Origin of the sequence: Hansschlegelia zhihuaiae (assembly GCF_004103825.1) — a bacterium.
Lineage (GTDB): Bacteria > Pseudomonadota > Alphaproteobacteria > Rhizobiales > Methylopilaceae > Methylopila > Methylopila zhihuaiae.
Genome location: NZ_RYFI01000001.1, coordinates 286,585 through 305,385 on the forward strand (window position 1 = coordinate 286,585; position 18,801 = coordinate 305,385).

The 18,801-nt window shown below is 68.9% G+C and carries 15 protein-coding genes and 1 pseudogene; 8 read left to right on the forward strand and 8 right to left on the reverse strand.

The genetic code is table 11. The features are described 5' to 3' along the window. The 4 genes and pseudogenes from EK403_RS22845 to EK403_RS01355 all read left to right on the forward strand — a co-directional run. Positions 1-243: pseudogene (locus EK403_RS22845) on the forward strand (D-alanyl-D-alanine carboxypeptidase family protein); the annotation flags it as partial. A 25-nt stretch (positions 244-268) separates the two neighbouring features. Then, a complete protein-coding gene (locus tag EK403_RS01345) occupies positions 269-1,300 on the forward strand; it encodes a CobW family GTP-binding protein (RefSeq protein ID WP_128775706.1) in 1,032 nt (343 codons plus the stop codon). Positions 1,301-1,433: 133 nt separating this feature from the next. Continuing rightward, entirely contained in the window at positions 1,434-3,242 is a 1,809-nt protein-coding gene (locus EK403_RS01350) for a long-chain-acyl-CoA synthetase (protein ID WP_128775707.1), read from the forward strand. Beyond that, the gene (locus EK403_RS01355; RefSeq protein WP_128775708.1) at positions 3,239-3,787 is read left to right on the forward strand and encodes a DUF924 family protein; all 549 of its coding nucleotides are present in this window, start codon (positions 3,239-3,241) and stop codon (positions 3,785-3,787) included. The genes EK403_RS01350 and EK403_RS01355 overlap by 4 nt, the downstream gene beginning before the upstream one ends. Positions 3,788-3,808: 21 nt before the next feature. Here the strand turns inward: EK403_RS01355 and EK403_RS01360 are convergent, their stop codons facing one another. Further along, a complete protein-coding gene (locus EK403_RS01360) occupies positions 3,809-4,915 on the reverse strand; it encodes an alpha/beta hydrolase family protein (RefSeq protein WP_128775709.1) in 1,107 nt (368 codons plus the stop codon). Positions 4,916-6,114: 1,199 nt separating this feature from the next. Between EK403_RS01360 and EK403_RS01365 the strand changes: the two genes are divergently transcribed. Continuing rightward, a complete protein-coding gene (locus tag EK403_RS01365) occupies positions 6,115-6,429 on the forward strand; it encodes a hypothetical protein (protein ID WP_128775710.1) in 315 nt (104 codons plus the stop codon). A 248-nt stretch (positions 6,430-6,677) separates the two neighbouring features. Here the strand turns inward: EK403_RS01365 and EK403_RS01370 are convergent, their stop codons facing one another. Both EK403_RS01370 and EK403_RS01375 read right to left on the reverse strand, forming a co-directional pair. Next, positions 6,678-7,007, reverse strand: a complete 330-nt coding sequence (locus EK403_RS01370) for a hypothetical protein (protein ID WP_128775711.1) — start codon at positions 7,005-7,007, stop codon at positions 6,678-6,680. 208 nt (positions 7,008-7,215) lie between these two features. Continuing rightward, positions 7,216-8,787, reverse strand: coding sequence for an alkaline phosphatase D family protein (locus EK403_RS01375; RefSeq protein WP_128775712.1), 1,572 nt, complete (start codon positions 8,785-8,787; stop codon positions 7,216-7,218). Positions 8,788-8,989: 202 nt separating this feature from the next. Here EK403_RS01375 and EK403_RS01380 point away from each other — a divergent pair, with 202 nt between their 5' ends. Beyond that, on the forward strand, positions 8,990-11,635 hold the full coding sequence (locus tag EK403_RS01380; protein WP_245479461.1) for a GNAT family N-acetyltransferase: 2,646 nt from the start codon (positions 8,990-8,992) through the stop codon (positions 11,633-11,635). Next, on the forward strand, positions 11,632-12,582 hold the full coding sequence (locus EK403_RS01385; protein ID WP_128775713.1) for a cupin-like domain-containing protein: 951 nt from the start codon (positions 11,632-11,634) through the stop codon (positions 12,580-12,582). The genes EK403_RS01380 and EK403_RS01385 overlap by 4 nt, the downstream gene beginning before the upstream one ends. Before the next feature lie 404 nt (positions 12,583-12,986). On the opposite strand, the gene EK403_RS01390 is transcribed toward EK403_RS01385, so the two are convergent. Beyond that, positions 12,987-14,603, reverse strand: coding sequence for an AMP-binding protein (locus EK403_RS01390; protein WP_128775714.1), 1,617 nt, complete (start codon positions 14,601-14,603; stop codon positions 12,987-12,989). Between the two features lie 93 nt (positions 14,604-14,696). Here EK403_RS01390 and EK403_RS01395 point away from each other — a divergent pair, with 93 nt between their 5' ends. Next, on the forward strand, positions 14,697-15,203 hold the full coding sequence (locus EK403_RS01395; protein WP_128775715.1) for a hypothetical protein: 507 nt from the start codon (positions 14,697-14,699) through the stop codon (positions 15,201-15,203). Positions 15,204-15,208: 5 nt separating this feature from the next. Here EK403_RS01395 and EK403_RS01400 read toward each other — a convergent pair whose 3' ends face one another. The 4 genes from EK403_RS01400 to EK403_RS22850 all read right to left on the reverse strand — a co-directional run. Next, a complete protein-coding gene (locus EK403_RS01400) occupies positions 15,209-15,715 on the reverse strand; it encodes an RNA pyrophosphohydrolase (RefSeq protein WP_128775716.1) in 507 nt (168 codons plus the stop codon). Next, positions 15,712-16,872, reverse strand: a complete 1,161-nt coding sequence (locus tag EK403_RS01405; RefSeq protein ID WP_128775717.1) for a divergent polysaccharide deacetylase family protein — start codon at positions 16,870-16,872, stop codon at positions 15,712-15,714. The genes EK403_RS01400 and EK403_RS01405 overlap by 4 nt, the downstream gene beginning before the upstream one ends. Positions 16,873-17,015: 143 nt before the next feature. Beyond that, complete coding sequence (locus EK403_RS01410) at positions 17,016-18,347, reverse strand: S41 family peptidase (RefSeq protein WP_206659459.1); 1,332 nt, start codon at positions 18,345-18,347, stop codon at positions 17,016-17,018. Beyond that, positions 18,344-18,801, reverse strand: a 458-nt coding sequence (locus EK403_RS22850) for a murein hydrolase activator EnvC family protein (RefSeq protein WP_245479442.1), incomplete at its 5' end; no start/stop codon positions are given. The genes EK403_RS22850 and EK403_RS01410, both read right to left, overlap by 4 nt.

The window sequence follows — 18,801 nt, forward strand, 5'->3', positions numbered from 1 at the left end:
GCGCCGAACCCGCCCACCGCCGCGCCGGCGGTCTCGGGTCAGGCGGTCAAGCCCGGCTCCGCCAAGGTCCGCTCGCTCAAGGCGACCAAGGGCAAGGCCGCGAAGCCGAAGGCCACGAAGCAGAAGACCGGCAGGACCAAGATCGACCTCAAGCCCGCGATCGACGCCTCCGCCGGCGCGCAGCCAACCACCGGCGCGATCTACCGCAACGCCGCTCCCGACGGGCGCAATTCGGCGTTCTGAGGCGCGCAGCCGCGGCCGTCCTCTGATGCCCGAGCGTCCTGCTGCCATCCCGCTCACGGTGCTCACCGGCTTCCTCGGAGCCGGCAAGACCACGCTGCTCAACCGCCTGCTGCGCGACCCGGCGCTCGCGGACGCCGCCGTGCTGGTCAACGAGGCCGGCGAGATCGCGGTCGACCATTTGCTGGTGGAGCATGTCGCCGACGGCGTCGTGGCGCTCGCGGGCGGCTGCCTGTGCTGCTCGCTCCGCGGAGACCTGATCGCGACGCTCGAGGACCTGCTGCGCGCTCGCGATAATGGCCGCATCCCGCCCTTCGCGCGGCTCGTGCTCGAGACCAGCGGCCTCGCCGACCCGGGGCCGATCTTCCAGACGCTGATCCTCCACCCCTATCTTGCGATGCGCTACCGGCTCGCGTCGCTGGTCGCCGTCGCGGACGCGACCAACGCGCCGAAGACCGTCGAGGACCATCCGGATGCGCGCCGGCAGATCGCGATGGCCGATATGGTCGCAATTTCCAAGACCGACCTCGCGGCGCCTGAGGATCTCGCGCGAACCCGCGCCCTCATCGCCAAACTCGCGCCGCTCGCATCCATCGTCGACGCGACCGAGATCGACGCCGCCCAGCTCGTCGCCGAGGCGCCGATCCGCGCGCGCGACCTGACCGCGGCGCCGACCGGGCATGGCGCGATCTCGACGGTCTCGCTCGCCAGCGAGGCGGCGCTGACCCGCGCGTCCTACGATCTCTTCGTCGAGCTGCTGCGCTCGGCACACGGCCCGAAGCTCCTGCGACTGAAAGGTCTCGTGAAGATCGCCGAAGAGCCGGACCGCCCGCTCGTCCTGCAGGGCGTGCGCCACATCTTCGCCGAACCGCGATTTCTCGACGCCTGGCCGGACGGCGACGCGCGCACGCGCCTCGTCGCGATCGGCGAGAACCTCGCGCCTGACCTTCTGGCCGGCCTCTACGCCGCCTTCGCCGGGCAGGCCGCGCCGGACCGTCCCGATCGCGACGCGCTGTTCGACAATCCGCTCGCCCCGCGCGGGCGGGGGCTGCTCGGGTGACGCCTCACAACGTCATAAGGGGCGCCCGAACAGGGTGGACAGCGTCTCCCCGCGCAGGCTTCATGCTCGAAACGAGACGCTCTTCACGACCGCCGTCGCGGCGCGGACCCAAGAGCGCGCGTGAGGAGACCCCATGGCCGCGAGGTCGCGCATCGCACGGGAGTTCGCGTGTCTGTCCGGCGTGCTTCGCGCCCTGAAGGCCACCACCCACATCGGCAAGAACCGCAGCCGCGTATTTCCACATGTGATCGCCGAACTGGCCGAGACGCATCGCGGCCGGCTCGCGCTGATCTCGGAGCGAGAGACCTACACCTATGAGGAGCTGAACGGCCGCGCCAACGCCTATGCGCGCTGGGCGAAGCAGAATGGCGTCCAGAAGGGCGACACGGTCGCGCTGATGATGCCGAACCGGCCCGATTATCTGGCGTTCTGGGTCGGCGTGACCCGGATCGGCGGCGCGGTCGCGCTGCTCAACACCAATCTGTCGGGCGCGGCGCTCGCGCATGGCGTCACCATCGTGAGGCCGACGCACGTGGTCGTGGCCGCCGAGCTGGAGGCGGCCTACGCCTCTGCGCAGTGCCTCGTAGCCTGCGACCCTAGACCGAAGGTGTGGCTGCACGGAGCCGGCGAGAACGGCTGGCCGCGCATCGACGAGGCGGTCGCGGCGCTGCCGCGGGACGCGCTCCCGGCCAGCGACCTGCCGCAGCTCACCATCGAGGACCGGGCGCTCTACATCTATACGAGCGGCACCACAGGCCTGCCGAAGGCGGCGAACATCAACCACTACCGACTGATGGCGATCTCCCACGGCTTCTGCGGGGCGATGGGCATCCGGCCCGACGACCGGATGTATGAGTGCCTGCCGATGTACCACACGGCGGGCGGCGTGATCGCGGCCGGCAGCCCGCTGATCGCCGGCGCCTCGGTGGTGATCCGCGAGAAGTTCCAGGCGAGCCGGTTCTGGGACGACGTGGTCGAGAGCGGCTGCACGCTCGCGCAATATATCGGCGAGCTCTGCCGCTACCTGATCCACACCCCGGAATGCGAGGCCGAGAAGCGCCACAAGCTCAGGCTGGTCTGCGGCAACGGCCTCAGGCCCGACGTCTGGCCCGAGTTCCAGCGCCGCTTCAGGATCCCGACCATCCTCGAATGGTACGCGGCGACCGAGGGCAACGTCGCGCTGTTCAATTTCGACGGAATGCCGGGCGCCGTCGGGCGCATCGCCTGGTACATGAAGCGCAAATTCCCGGTGAAGATCGTCAAGTTCGACGTCGAGGCCGGCGAGGCGGTCCGCGGGCCGGACGGCTTCTGCGTCGAATGCGGCCCCGACGAGCCCGGCGAGGCGATCGGGCAGATCCTCAACGACCCGACGCGGCCCTCCGCGCGCTTCGAGGGCTACGCCGACCCGGAGGCCACGAAGCGCAAGGTGCTGGCCGACGCCTTCGAGACCGGCGACCGCTGGTTCCGCACCGGCGACATCATGCGGCGCGACGCCGACGGCTATTTCTACTTCGTCGACCGCATCGGCGACACCTTCCGCTGGAAGGGCGAGAACGTCGCGACCTCCGAGGTGCAGGAGGCGATCTCGGTGTTTCCCGGCGTCAAGGACGTCAATGTCTATGGCGTCGCGATTCCCGGCCATGACGGGCGGGCCGGCATGGCGATGCTGGTGCCGGAGCCGGAAGGCATCGACCTCGCAGGGCTTGCGGCCCATATCGAGCGGAGCCTGCCGGCCTTCGCCCGGCCCGTCGTCCTGCGGCTCGGCCGCGAGCTCGACGTCACCGGCACCTTCAAGCAGCGCAAGGTCGACCTCGTGCGGGAGGGCTGCGACCCGCGGCTGGTCTCCGACCCGATGTATCTCGCCTGCCCCGCCGAGCGGCGCTACGCCCCCCTCGACGCCGCGCTCTACGAGGACGTCGCGGCCAAGCGGGTGCGGGTGTGAGCACGCCGCCGGAAGCGCTCGGGGTCGTCGCGTTCTGGCGGGCGGCCGGCTACGATCGCTGGTTCACGAAATCCAGCGCGTTCGACGCGCTGGTGCGGCTGCGGCTCGGCGGGCTCCACGACGCGGCCGCCGTCGGCGCGCTCGACCATTGGGACGAGACGCCGCTCGGCGCCTGCGCCCTGCTGATCCTGCTCGACCAGGCGCCCCGAAACCTGTTCCGCGGAACCAGGCGCGCCTTTGCGAGCGACGCCCGCGCCGTCGCGATCGCGGCCGCCGCGATCGCCCGCGGGCTCGACCTGAGGGTCACCAACCAGATGCGCCGGTTCTTCTACCTGCCCTTCGAGCACGCCGAGGACGCCGTCCTCCAGCGCGAAAGCGTGCGGCTGTTCGCGAAGCTCGGCGACCCGAACGGTCTCGTCTACGCCGAGCTCCACGCCGACATCATCGACCGCTTCGGCCGCTTCCCCCATCGCAACGCCGTGCTCGGCCGGGACTCGAGCCCGGCCGAGACGGCGTTCCTGGCGGAAGGCGGCTTCGCGGGCTGACCGCCCCTCAGGCGGCCCTGGTCACTCCTTCACCTTCTCGGCGAGCCAGTCGAGCAGATAGTCGGCGACCTTCAGGTTGTTCCTGTCCTGCATCAGCATGTGGGTGTTGCCCTTGAAGCCGACGGAGGGAAGCTGGACGACCTTGGCGTCGCCGCCGGCCTTCCTGATCCGCTTCACGACCGCGGTGCGGCCGTCGAGCCGGGACTGGCCGGTCGAGCTCGGATTGCCCTCGACATTGTCGCCGAAGATCTCGAGGTCCGGCACGTTGCGATAGGCCGCGATCTGCTCGTCGGTCGGGATCGTGAGCTGGTTGCCCTCGACATTGATGACGGCCTTCACGAGGTCCGGGCGGCGGCCCACCACCATGTCGGCGGTCGGGCCGGACTGCGAATGCACCAGCAGGATCGCGGGGCCGATCTTCTCGAACAGCGCCGTGACGGCGTTCGCGTTCTGCACCAGCGCGCCGCCTTCGAGCGTCAGTTCGCCATAGGGCACGCCCTGGCCGGCGAAGTCGGTGACGTGGTCGAGCGGGTATTTCACCCCCGGATATTTCTTCTTGTATTCCGGACCGAAGCGGAACGACGCCCAGGCGTCGTTCAGCGTGGTGCGGCGGATCACCGGCAGGCCCGTGACGTCGCCGGTCTCCTTCGCCTCGTTGATCGCCTCGACATTGAAGCCCGAGCGGCCGCGGCCCGGAATGTCGACGACATAGACCGGGTAGCCCTTGCGCACGAAATAGGTCGCCCAGCCCTCGCGGCCGTCCGGCGTCGTCTCATAGGTCACGCCTGTCAGGCCGCCGCCATGCACCATGACGACGGGCGTCTTCTTGGCCGACACCGGGATCCGGTAGTGCACATACATCTGGTTGATCATCACCCTGCCCGGGACCGGGTCGGGCGAGGTCGGGTATTTGGCCTTGATGACGTCGCCATTGACGAAGAACACGCCCTCGTCCTTCAGGTGCATGGGCGATTTGAGCGTGTCCTGCGGAACCTCGCCGGCGGCCGCCGTCTGGGCGTCGTCCTCGTCGGCCCGGGCGGTCGTCGGCGCGCAGACCGACGCCAGCGCGAACGCGACCGCTCCGGCCAGCAAGGCTGACCGATGCAGCGATCGGAGTGTCTTGGTCATCGCCATCCCTTCATCTTCTTGATTGTCGCCGCGGCGCGGACCGCCTGGTCCGGCCGGCGCGGCCGCTCCTCGCCGGGAGACGGCCGCGCAGTCTGGCTCCGGCGAGGCGCCGCTGTCTGAGACGAGAGCGAACGGTTCTGTGCGCTGAGGGAACGGGCGGCGCCCTTCCCCCTCTCCCGCTTGCGGGAGAGGGCCGGGGTGAGGGTCTGTCATGGGCGAGACGCCGTCTTCCGGTCGAGGCGCCACGTCCTGAGAGCCCTCCGCCGCGCCCCCTCACCCTTACCCTCTCCCGCAAGCGGGAGAGGGGCGCGGCGAGCGCTGCTCCCTTCTCCCTGCCCCGCGGCAGCGGGGAGGGTGGACCTGAGCGAAGCGAAGGGCCGGGAGGGGGCTTGGGGCGTGGAGCGCACGGCGAAGGTCGAGCCTCATCCTGTCCGGTCCCCACCCGGCCGGGCTTCGCCCGTCCACCCTCCCCTTTGAAAGGGGAGGGAGAAGACGCGCCTCCTCGGCCGCCGGCCGGATCAGCCGTCGCTATCGAAGCCAGCTCTGGTCACGCAACCAAACCTCAGTGGGAAGGCGCAGGGCGCCGGGCCACCACATGCCGTCAGTGTTCGGCGATCCGGTCGCCCGGTGCCCCGCGCGCGACGTCTTCTCACCGACCGCTTCGCCAGCTGCTCCGGCGCGGCGTCCTGGGTCGGAGGACCCAAGACCCCGCCCTTAAGGCGTCTCGATGACGCGGCCCCGTCATAATGCGGGACGGGCGGCTTTCAGAGCGGGCGGCCCAGACGAGACGTCGCCGTCCCATCAGACCCACCACCCCAGCGGCCGGCGTCCCGGGACCGCGAGCTCCGGTGCTCGCAGGCGCAGGCGCCGCCCCTCCCCCGCACGCCCGGCCGGTCCGGACACGCCTTCCGCGACGAGGAAGGGTGACGGAATGAGAGCATGGGCGGGGGCGAATGTCAAGGAATATGTTCCTCGACCTTTGAGAGACGCCAGGCAAGCGCGGACCTTACAAAGAGCGAATTGCGGCTTGAACGCGACGAATATTTTTAACGCGATTTCATCGCGCATTTTGTTGCGCGAATGCACTGCGTTTTAGCGCTACGAAATGTGACATCGGCTAACGCTGGTAGCCTATCGAAATTAGGCCTATCTGTTGTATCCTGTACACGTGTTTTGAGAGCGATGGAGACGTTTGAAAAATGACCAAACGCACACTCCAGTGCTTTGCGTTTGGACGGCCCGGCGACATTCAGGCCATTTGCGTGGATTTGGATATCGCGGTGGAAGCGCGCACTTTCGACGAGGCGAAAGCGCGGCTGAACCAAGCCATTGGCGAATATATAAAGAGCGCGATGGCGGAATCTCCTGAGGTGGCCCAACAGCTTTTGCACAGGAGAGCGCCGCTTTTCCTTAGGCTAAAGCTGGCATTTGGCTACTTCCTGCATACGATGCGTACCGATTCTCGAGAAAGAGACGAAGTGAGAGCCGGTTTTGACATCGCGTGCCCAGCTTAAAATGCACGTACGCTGAATTTCTAGCTATTATCCTTGCTCACGGTTTTAAGCTTCATCGACACGATGGCGGGAGCCCGCTGCTATCGCGGTGAGCACAGTGGCAAGGTTTGGCTTGTAACCTATGCGCCCCACAACGAGAACGACGTTGTGGGACAATTTGTGCTGTCGTCGATGATTCGACAAAGCGGTTTGTCTAAGAAATTGTTCCGAAAATAACACCACGAAACTACCGGCGCGTGTCGGGCTTCTTATGTGCCGACATTAGCAGACAGGATTTTGCTGGTCTTATGGAAACCCGCGCCGGGCGTGCCGTCCTTGTTGACGATCCGATCAAACTCCAGCGGGCTAGCGATTTGAGCGCCCGGTTGGCCTTCAGTCGCTGCGACTAAGACCAGAATGTCCCGTACCTGCTGCTGGTGCCACGGCTCCCATTTACCGCCATCGGATATCAGTCCGATCGCTTCCGCGAACTGGCCATAGCGCATCTTGGTGTCCATGATCCGCAGGGCACGGAGGACGGCCACTGCGGCTCTGGCGTATTCAAGGCGGGCTTGGACGTCGATGGGTGTCGCTGACATGGCGCGAAGGTCGCGGGGCTTCGCAACCGTGTCAATGAGCGAAAAGAATCTGCGAGTCCCATCGCCCTCTTTTCCGACCGCCTTCCAGGGCCAAATTCAAACTGCGACACTATCTGGCGCTCGTAGCGCTTGACGTCGTGTGCTCCTGGCACCCGTCTCCCCTCCCTGCCGCGCAGAGAGGGGATCGCGCGTCCCTGCCAGCCCTCGATCAGGCCTCAGGCTCGAGGTCGACGCTGTACAGGTCCTTGCCGTCGAGGTCCTTGAGCGTGACGGTCAGCACGCCGGTGCGGCCCTTGATCGCCGCGTGGCCGAAGAACTGGTGGCCGTCCATCGGCGACAGGTTCGCCTGGCTGGCGGGCGGGACCTTCTGGAACACGACCTCGGGGCCGAACGTCATGTCGAGCGGGTTCGGGCCGAAGGTTCCGGCGTTGATCGGGCCGCCGACGAACTCCCAGAACGGGTTGAAGTCCTGGAACTTCGCGCGGTTCGGGTGGTAGTGGTGCGCCGCCGTGTAGTGCACGTCGGCGGTGACCCACACGGTGTTCTTGATCTCGCGGCGCTTGATGAAGCGCAGCAGCTCGGCGATCTCGAACTCGCGGCCCTTCGGCTTGCCGTCCTCACCGTTCGCGATCGCCTCCCAGTTGGTCCCGTCCGGGACCTCGAGGCCGATCGGCATGTCGGCGGCAATCACCTTCCAGGTCGCGCGGCTCTTCGCGAGTTGGTCCTTCAGCCAGCGCACCTGCCGCTCGCCGAGGATCGCAGTCTCCTCCGAGCGCGTGGTCTGGAGGTTCGTGGTGTTGGGGCCGCGGTAGCTGCGCATGTCGAGGAAGAACACGTCGAGCAGCGGCCCGTAGGACGCCTTGCGGTAGATCCGCTCGGGGTCCTGCTGGTCGATGCGGATCGGCATGTAGTCGAAGAAGGCGCGGCGCGCCCGGGCGGCGAGCAGGGCTACGCTCTTCACCTTGTACCGTTCGTCTTCGAGGACTTCCTGCGGATACCAGTTGTTGGTGGTCTCGTGGTCGTCCCACTGCGCGAACAGCGGCACCTCGGCGTACATGCGGCGGACATTGTCGTCCATCAGGTTGTATTCGTGCTGGCCGCGGAACTCGCCGAGCGTCTCGGCGACCTTGGACTTCGCCTCGGTGACGATGTTCTTCCAGCGGCGGCCGCCGCCGAGGTCGACCTCGGCCTGCAGCGGGCCGTCGGCATAGACCGTGTCGCCGGAGTGGATGAAGAAGTCCGGCTGCGTCCGGCGCATGGCCTCATAGGCCTTCATGCCGCCGAAATCGGGGTTGATGCCCCAGCCCTGACCCACCGTGTCGCCGGTCCAGACGAAGCTGACGTCGCGCGTGTTCGCCGGCGCGGTGCGGAAGCGGCCGACGACCGGCTCGCTGACGGCGCCGAGGTCCTTCAGGTCGGTGAAGCTCACGCGGTAGAAGATGTCCTGGCCTTCCGGCAGCCCGCGAAGATCGATGCGGGCCGTGAAGTCCGAGCCGCCGATCGCGTCGGGGCCCGCGACGCGCCGGACCTCCTTGAAGCTCTCGGTGGTGGACCATTCGACCGTCATGCGCGAGGCCCGGTCGGCGCGGCCCCAGATCATGGCGTTGTGGGCGCCGACGTCGCCGCTCTGCACGCCGGACGGCAGCAGGGGACGGCGGTTGGCGAGCGACAGCGCCGGACGGGGGAATACGGACAGCGCCGCGGCGCCGCCGAGGGCGAGCGCCGCGCGCGACAGGACGAGACGACGGGTGGGATCGGAAGGCTGACCGGGGCCGCGCATGAGGCGCTCCTTGGCGGGTGTTTCAGACCGCGAAGGACTAGGGGCTGGCTGTGACAGACAGTTGATAGTTTGACCGATTCCACATTACGCCGCCGGCTCGGCTGCCGGATCACTAAAAGGCGAGCCTTTCCGGAACGGCTTCGTTTACGCTCTTCCCGAACCCATCCTTAAACGCGTTCGCGCTAAGGACATCCGCGTGACGATGGGGACGAAGCCCGACATGCACATGGACGTGGGCGCCGGGTTCGGCGCAGGCGGCAAGCCGGGCGGCCTTGCGGGGCTCGCCGCGCGGCTGCGCGCGCTGCTGGCAGACCGGTCCGACACCGCCGTCGCCCAGAAGGTCGCGGGCTCGGCGTTTCTCATCCGCGTGGTCAACGCCGGCATCGCGTTCGCGTCGCAGATCCTGCTCGCGCGCTGGATGGGGCAGACCGAATACGGCGTCTATGTCTATGTCTGGACCTGGGTGCTGCTGCTCGGCGGCCTGACCAGCCTCGGCCTCGCCTCGGCTCCGCAGCGCTTCATCCCGGAATATTCGGAATCCGGCGAGCTCAAGCTGCTGCGCGGCTTCCTGCTCGGCAGCCGCGTCATGGCGATGGCGATCTCGACCTCGATCGCGGTTCTTGGGCTCGGCGGCATCTGGCTGTTCGCCGAGCACCTCGAGAGCTGGACCGTCATCCCGCTCTACCTCGCGCTGGTCTGCGTGCCGATGTACGTGCTGACCGACGTGCAGGACGGCATCGCGCGCTCGCACAACTGGATCGACGTCGCGCTCGCGCCGGCCTACTTCGTGCGCCCGCTGCTGATCCTCGCGCTGCTCGGCGCGCTGAGCTACGAGCAGTTCGCGCCGACCGCGACCACCGCGATGGCCGCGACCGTGATCGCCACCTGGGCGACCTCGCTGGCGCAACTGCTGATGCTCGGCCGCCGGCTGAAGCGGAAGGTCCCGCCCGGCCCGCGAGCCTACGCGCCCAAGACCTGGATGAAGGTGTCGCTGCCGATCTTCATGGTCGAGGGCTTCTACCTGCTGCTCGCCTACACCGACGTGCTGATCCTGTCGGCGTTCCACCCGCCGCACGACGTCGCGGTCTATTATGCGGCCGTGAAGGTGATGTCGCTCGTCGCCTTCGTGTCGTTCTCGGTGTCGGCCGCGGTCGCGCACCGCTTCACCGAATATGCGGTCGCGGGCGACCACGCCCGGCTCGCCACCATGGTGCGGGACGCCGCGCGCTGGACCTTCTGGCCGTCGCTCGCCGGCTGCGCGATCCTGCTCGCGGTCGGCTGGCCGATCCTGTGGCTGTTCGGCTCGGACTTCACCGAGGGCTACCAGCTGCTCTACATCATCGCGGTCGGGCTGCTCGCCCGCTCGGTGGTCGGCCCGCTCGAGCGGCTGCTCAACATGCTCGGCCAGCAGAACATCTGCGCGAGCGTCTATGGCGGGGCCTTCGCGCTCAACGTCGCCCTCTGCTTCACGCTGGTGCCGGACTACGGGATGACCGGCGCCGCGATCGCGACCTCGATCACTCAGGTCGCCGAATCCGTCATCCTGTTCTGGATCACCCGGCGCAGGCTCGGTCTCGGCGCGCTGCCCTGGGGCCGCGGGCCGGCCCCGCATCCCAACTCGGCGCGCATCGCGACCGGCGACGCCGTCACCGACATGCTCGCGCTGCCGATGCCGACGGGCGACGAGCTGGTCGCGCCCATGGCCCGGGCCGAGCCAGTCCGCTTCGAGCTGACGACCATCGAGGCTCTCGCCAAGCATCGAGCCGCCTGGGAGGACCTGTCGTCGCGCGCGCTTCAGCGCAACGTGTTCTGCGAAGCGGATTTCGCGATCGCGGCCCGTCATCTGAAATCGGTCCGCAACGTGCGGCTCGCCGTCGTCTGGGACGCGCTGGCGCCGGAACGCTTGCTCGGCGTCGTGCCGGTCGTCTCCTATCGGATCATGCCGGGGCTGTCGGGACAGACCAGCGCCCATTGGGCTTATTTCGGAGCGCTCGGCGCGCCGATGGTCGATCGCGAGCGCGCGTCGCTCGCAATCGAAGGACTGCTCGACGGCCTTTCGGAGATGGGCCAGTCGCTCTTCCTGTTCCGCTTCCTGCCCGAGAGCGGGCCGACCGCCGACGCGGTGCGCGCCGCGGTCGCCTTCACGGGCCGCTCGCTCGTGCGGATCGAGAGCCATGGCCGCGCCATGCTGCGCTCGAACGAGACGGCGGAAGGCTATCTGACCGCCTCGCTGTCCGCAAAGAAGCTGAAGGAGCTTCGCCGCCAGTTCCGGCGGCTCGCCGACGACGGCCCGACGAGCTGGCGCGAGTCGCGGTCGCCCGAAGACGTCGCGGCGGCGCTCGAGCGGTTCCTGGAGCTCGAGGCGGCAGGCTGGAAAGGCGAGAGCCGCTCGGCCATGCGCTTCCACGAGGACCAGCTCCAATTCGTGCGCGAGCTGTTCGCCGGCCGCGCCGGCAAGGGCGAAGCCCGCGTCCTCGAGCTCTTCGTCGGCGAGAAGCTGGTCTCGGCCGGGCTCGTACTCACCAGCGGGCGACAGGCCTGGTTCTACAAGGTCGCCTATGACGAAGGGCTCTCGCGGTGCTCGCCGGGCGTCCAGCTCACGCTCGAACTGACGCGGCGCATGCTCGACGACCCCGGGATCGACGCCGTCGACTCGACCGCGATCGCCAACCATCCGATGATCGACCACGTCTGGCGGGAGCGCCTGGTGCTGGGCGACTGGATGATCGCGCTGAGCCCCGGCGCCGCGCGCCTGCTTCCTCTCGCGGCCAGGACGGAGCGCGCCCGCCGCGCCGCCCGCCTCAAGGCCCGCAACCTCTACCACCGGCTGAAGGACCGATCCCGATGACCGCGCTCACCGCCGAGGCCGGCGACCTCGCCTCCCGCTACCCGCTCCGCCACTTCAAGATCGAGCACGACCTCGTCGGCCATCCGCTGCTGCAGCTGCCGCGGCTGATCGAGCTGACCCGCGAGCTGCCGCGCGACCGCATCGAATACAATTCCGGCAAGGTCTCGGTGAACCAGAAAGCCGAAGACACGCCCCTGGTCGACCTCTCGCCCGAGGAGGTGGTGCGCCAGATCGAGACAGCAGGCGCCTGGATGGTGCTGAAGCGCGTCGAGGACGTGCCGGCCTATCGCGAGATGATGGAGCAGGCGCTGCTCTCGATCGCCCGCCAGCTCGGCCATCAGAGCCTCGACGGCGCGAGCTTCCGCGAGATCGAGGGCTTCATCTTCGTCTCCTCGGCGAACTCCACGACGCCGTTCCATTGCGACAACGAGGACAATTTCTTCGTCCAGATCCACGGGCCGAAATTCTTCCATCTGTTCGACAATGAGGACCGCGCTCTGGTCTCCGAGGAGCTGCTCGAGAGCGCGCCCTCCAAGCACCGCAACCTGCCCTACGAGGAGCGCTTCGAGGCGCGCGCCAAGGTCTACGACCTGAAGCCCGGCGAGGGCGTGTTCGTGCCCTACCAGGTCCCGCACTGGGTCAGGACCGGCGACAGCTATTCGATCTCGATGGCCATCACCTGGCGCTCGGCCGACGTGGTCCGCCGCAACAAGCTGATCTTCATGAACGCGTGGCTGCGCGAGAAGGGCTTTCCGCAGGCCGCGCCCGGCGCGAAGCCCGCGCTCGACGGCCTCAAGGTCGCTGCCTACACCGCCGCCCGCTCGGCGCTCGAGCCGCTCCGCAAGAGCGAGACCATGCGCCGCCTGCTCCGCCGCGTCGTGTTCGGCGACAAGGCGAACTATTACGACGCCCAGCACAAGGCGGTGGAGCAGAAGAAGGCGGCGTGAGGCGCGCTACGCCAATGTCCCGGCCTTGAGCCGGGACCCATTCGGCGCGGCGGGGGCGGAAGACAAGCGTCGAAGCCGTCGATAGTCTTTAGGCCTCGAGCCGGGGCCCATTCGGCACGGGGGGCGGACAGCCCGTCACCGGCGGGGCCGACCTTCAGAGCGCGGAGCACAATGGGCCCCGGCTCAAGGCCGGGACATGCGGGCGGCGCTATCCCTGTTTCCCCTGACGATCTTGCCCAACATCAGACGCCGCCCTTGATCTGACCCGCCGCGCCCATGTCCCGGCCTTGAGCCGGGACCCATTCGGCGCAGCGGGGGGCAAGATGGCGCGTCACCGGCGGGGCCGACCTTCAGAGCGCAGAGCACAATGGGTCCCGGCTCAAGGCCGGGACATGCGGGCGGCGCTATCCCCGCCCCCTCAACTCCCTCCGGATGATCTTTCCCGTCGTCGTCAGCGGAAGCTGATCCACGAACGCGATCTCGCGCGGATATTCGTGGTGCGAGAGCCGCTGGCGGACGAAACGCTTCAGCTCCTCGGCCAGCGCCTCGGTCGCCTCGACCCCCGGCCTCAACTGAACGAAGGCCTTCACGATCTCCGTCCGCATCGGATCTGGCTTGCCCACCGCCGCCGCGAGCGCGACCGCCGGATGCCGGGCGAGGCAGTCCTCGATGTCGCTCGGGCCGATGCGGTAGCCCGACGAGGTGATGACGTCGTCGTCGCGGCCGACGAAGCGGAAATAGCCCTCCTCGTCCATGACCGCCTGGTCGCCGGTCCTCAGCCAGTCTCCGCGGAAGCGCGTCGCCGTCGCTTCGGGCTGGCGCCAGTATTCCAGGAACATCACCGGGTCCGGGCGACGAATGCAGATCTCGCCCTGCTCGCCCGGCCGGCAGGGCGCCCCCTCCTCGTCGAACAGCGCGACCTCGTGGCCGGGGACGGGCTTGCCCGTGAAGCCCGCGCGCGAGACGCCGAGCGACGCCGCCGAGGCCAGCACGTAGTTGCACTCGGTCTGGCCGTAGACCTCGTTGACGGGCACGCCGAGCGCCTCGCGACACCAGTCGAAGGAGGCCTCCGTCAGCCGCTCGCCGGCCGAGACCAGCGTGCGGAGCGCGATGCCCGGCCAGCGCTCGCGCGGCGCCTCGACCTGCGCCATCAGCCGCAGCGCCGTCGGCGGGATGAAGGCGTTTTTCACCTTCGCCTCCTCGATCAGCGCGAAGGCCGCGTTCGGATTGAACTTGGTCGTGGGCTGCGCCACGACGGCCACGCCCTCGTAGAGGCACGGCATCAGCAGGTTGAGCAGCCCGCCGGCCCAAGCCCAGTCGGCCGGCGTCCAGCCGCGGTCGCCGTCCCGCGGGAAGCCGTCATGGGTGAGCCCAAAGCCCGGCAGGTGGCCGAGAAGCACGCGCCCGCCATGCAGCGCGCCCTTGGGCGGGCCCGTGGTGCCGGAGGTGTAGATCATGAGCGCAGGATCGTCCGGCGTCGTGTCGACAAACGGAACCTCGCCGCCCTCCGCGACCAGCGCCCGGTAGTCGAGCGCCCCGCCCTCCGCGCCGTCGGTCGACACCACGACCGACAGCTCGGGCAGATGGGTTTCGATCTCGGCCAGCTTCTCGAGCCCGGCGGCGCAGGTCACGACCGCCCGGGCGTCCGCATCGGCTAGCCGGTATTCGATCGCGTCCGGCCCGAAGGCGAGCGCGAGCGGCACGGCGACGCCGCCGAGCCGGGAGCAGGCGAGATGGGCGACGACCGCCTCCGCGCCCTGCGGCAGCAGCACGGCGATCCGGTCGCCCCGTGCGACGCCCCGCTTCGCAAGCCCGGCCGCGAGCGCGTGCGAGGCGCGGGCGAGCTCGCCATAGCTCGTCGGCTCGAGGGCATGGCCGGGATGCTTGGTCAGGATCGCGAGGCGCTCAGGCTCCCGCCGAGCCCAGCGGTCGCAGATCGCTTCGGCGATGTTGAAGCGCTCGGGGATCTCCCAGCGGAACGCCGCGCGGAGGCGCTCGAAGGCGACGGCGTCGGGGGACATCAGGCGCGCCTCAGACCGCGCCTGCAGGCGCGGCGGCTCGCCAAGACCCGACGCGATGCTCTAAGAGACCCTGTCGGATCATGGGACGGAGCGATGGCGGAACGAAGCTGCGGCGGATGCACCATGTGCTGCAAGGTTCTGGGCATCGTCGAACTCGACAAGCCTGCCGCTCGCTGGTGCCCGCATTGCGACATCGGCCGCGCGTGCCGAATCTATGAGGACCGGCCGGGCGAGTGCCGAACGTTCCATTGCATATGGCTCCTGCGGGAGAGCTTCGGGCCCGAGTGGCGGCCCGACCGCTCCAAATTCGTCATGTATGGCAGCACCGACAAGGCGGCCTTCGTCATCAACGTCGATCCGACCGCGCCCGACGCATGGCGGCGTAAACCCTTCTACGAGAATTTCAAGCAGTGGGCGGTCGGCGCCGTCCGCGACCACACGCAGCTGATCGTCATGGTCGGGGACCGGGCGACCGTCATCCTGCCCGACCGCGACGTGCCGCTCGGACCCGTGGCCCCCGGCGACCGGATCGTGTCGCGCCGCGTCACGGTCGACGGCAAGGAGCGGATCGAACCGCGGGTCGATCGCGCGGCCGAGTGATCCCGTCAGCCCGCGAAGCGCGCGAAGGCCTTCGCGACCTGGACGTAGACGCCGCGCTTGAAGGGCACGATCAGGCCCGGGGTCTCGGCGAGCGTCGCCCAGCGCCAGGCGTCGAATTCGGGCTTGTGGCCGGGCGGCGACAGGTCGATCTCGCGATCGTCGCCCGTAAAGCGGAACGCGAACCAGAGCTGCGTCTGGCCCATGAACCGGCCGCTGCGGGTCCGGGCCATCAGCTCGGGCGGGAAGTCGTAGGTAAACCACTCCGGCGCCTCGCCGAGCAGCTCGACGGAGCGCACGCCGGTCTCCTCGGCGAGTTCGCGCCGCGCGGCGTCGAACGGGGCCTCGTCCCGATCGATGCCGCCCTGCGGCATCTGCCAGCGATGCGGCGTCTCGGCCGGATCGTCGCGCGAGGCGTTGCGGCGCCGGCCGAGGAAGACGCGACCCGAGCCGTTGAACAGCGCGACGCCGACGCACCGGCGATAGGGCCTCGTCGCCGACGGAGCGTCGTTCATGACGGGCCCGGCGATTTGAGCGCGGCGGTGACGGGCGTCAGCGTCACGCCGCGGGACTTCAGGCCGGTCCGCCAGGCCTCGATGCGCTTCAGCGTGAGAGGCGAGGAGCCGGCCCAGCCGACCGCGGTCCCGTTCGCCTTGGCGTCTCGCTCCAGCGCCGCGAGCGCGGCGTCGATCGCGGCGGCGTCGGGGACCGCGTCGATCGGCGTTCCGGCGCGGGCGAAGGCGAGGCCGGCTCGCTCGGCGACCGCGCCGAAGCGGCTCTCGGAGCCGGCCTGGCCCAAAAACATCAGGCCGCGCCGGGCGATCTCGGTGAAGACCGGCGCGAGCGCGTCGTCGGACTGCAGGAATTTCGCGCCGCTCAGCGGCGCGACGCCGACATAGCCCCGGGCGCGCCCGAGCGCCCAGCGCAGCCTGTCGAGATTGGCGGGCGCGGGCAGGCTGGTCAGCAGGGTCTGCGGGCCCGGATCGTTGGACGGATAGGCGAAAGGCTCCATGGGCGTCTGGATCAGCACCTCGTGACCGGCCTTGCGCGCCTCCTCCACGAAATCCGCGACGTCCGAGCCGTAAGGCGAGAAGGCGAGCGTCACCTCGGGCGAAGTCTTCAGCGCCTCGGCGGTCGCCTCGCGGCCGACGCCGAGCCCCGCCACGACCAGCGCGACCTTCGGGCCGGCGGCGCGCACGGCCCGCGCATAGGCGTCGAGCGGGCGGCGGCCGTCGGCCGCGATCCGCGGCAGCTGGCCGTGGCGGCTCTCCTCGAGCATCGCGGTCTGGACCTCGCCGGCTTTGGCCGGCGGCGCGCCGGCGCCGGACGGATCGTCCGCGCCCGGCACCCGGATGATGACGGGGCCAGCCTTGGGCATCGGGTCGCCCGGCCGCACGATCGGCACGCCGTCGCGCGATTTCGGCTGAGGGTCCTCGGGTTCGGGCGCCGCCGCGGTCTGGGTCAGGGGAGCGGCCGTGCGGCGCTCGATCGACGCGGTCGCGACCGGCTCGCCGCCGAGCGGATCGGTCACGAACAGCGCCCAGGCCGCCACCACGCCGAGCGCGCCGCAGGAGGCGAGCGCGAGCGCCGCGACGCCGCCGAGCCGCGGCGCGCGGCGGACGCGGGTCGCGGCTTTCGGGGCCAGCGGCTTTTTGAGCTCGTCCTGGGTCATCGGCTCCTCGCGCGGAACCATAAAAGATTCGCGCTCCGCCCGCCGAAGAAGTTGCGGGCCGCCCGACCCCTCCGTCCAAAAGCAAAAAACCCCCGGATCCTGGATCCGGGGGTCTTGGTCATTGGCGTCCGCTCGGCCCGCACCTAGTTCGCGCTGGTCTTGCCCTGCGGCGGGAAGTTGGCGTTCGACTGGATGCCGCGCATCAGGTCGAGGGCGTAGTTGAGCTGCTTGTCGTCCTTGCGCTCCGGCGGGACATAGGCCGAGGAGCCGGACTGCTCGTCGTCGCCGTTCTTGAGGTGGCCCTTCAGCCCGGCTTCGCCCTTGGTGTCGAAGTCCTTGTCCTTCATGTCCTCGGGCAGTTCCTGCTTGACCTCGATGTCGGGCGAGATGCCCTTCGCCTGGATCGACTTGCCGGAGGGCGTGTAGTAGCGCGCCGTCGTCAGACGGATCGCCCCGTTGCCGCCGAGCGGGATGATGGTCTGGACCGAGCCCTTGCCGAAGGAGCGCGTGCCGAGCACGGTCGCGCGCTTGTGGTCCTGCAGGGCGCCGGCGACGATCTCGGAGGCCGAGGCGGAGCCGCCGTTCACCAGCACGATCACCGGCTTGTTCTTGGCGAGGTCGCCGGGCCGCGCGTTGAAGCGCTGAGACTCTTCGGGGTTCCGGCCCCGCGTAGAGACGATCTCTCCGCGCTCGAGGAACGCGTCCGAGACCGCGATCGCCTGGTCGAGCAGGCCGCCGGGGTTGTTGCGCAGGTCGATGATGAAGCCCTTGAGCTTGTCGTTCGGCACCTTGGCCTCGATCTGGTCGAGCCCCCTGTTCATCATCTCGAAGGTCTGGGCGTTGAACTGGCTGACGCGGATGTAGCCGAGATCGTCGCCGATCACCTCCCACTTCACCGAGTCGAGCCGGATCTTGTCGCGGACGAGCTTCACCTCGACCGGCTTCTCGATGTTCTCGCGCTGGATGGTGAGGGTGATGGGCGTGCCGACCGGCCCGCGCATCTTCTCGACCGCCTGCTCGAGCGACATGCCCTCGACCTGCTGGCCGTCGATCTGGGTGATGATGTCCTTGGCCCGGATGCCGGCCTTCTGGGCCGGCGTGTCGTCGATCGCGCCCTCGACGCGGATCAGCTTCTCGAACATCTGGACCTTGATGCCGAGGCCGCCGAACTCGCCGTCGGTGTTGGTGCGCATCTCCTTGAACGCCTTGGCGTCCATGTAGCTCGAATGCGGATCGAGGCCCGACAGCATGCCGTTGATCGCCGCCTCGACGAGCTTTCCGTCGTCCGGCTTCTCGACATAGTCGGCCCGGACCCTCTCGAACACGTCTCCGAAAAGGTTCAGCTGGCGATAGGTGTCGGCGGATCCCGCGGCCTCTGCGGGCGCGCCGAAGAAGGCGCGGGGCTGAATCGCCATGCCCGCGGCGGCGGCGCCGACCACCGCGCCGAAGAGGACCAGAGAAACCTTTCGCATCATCCGCCTGCCTTTTCGCCTGGGGTCCCGGCCCACCAGGGCGAGGGGTCGATCGAGCCCTTGTCCTTGCGGAACTCGACATAAAGCACGGGCCGTTCGGACGATGACGTCGCCGGTTGTCCGTTCCCGGCGTTCGCGCTGCGCATCGTCGCCACGGGCTCGCCCGCGAGAACAAACTGGTTCAATGCGACGGAAATACGCTCCATGCCCGCAAGAAGCACATGATAGCCGTCGCCGGTGTTGAGGATCAAGAGTTGGCCGAGCGACCGGAACCGGCCGGCATAGACCACCCAGCCGTCCGCCGGAGCCGTGACCGGCGCGCCCGGAGACGCCGCGAATCGCACCCCCTTGGCGAACATGCCGTCGCCCTCCCCGAAGCCGCTCAGCCGTTTGCCCGACACCGGCAGCGGCAAAAGCCCCCTCGCCCGACCGAACGGCATGGCGGGGGGGGGGCGCG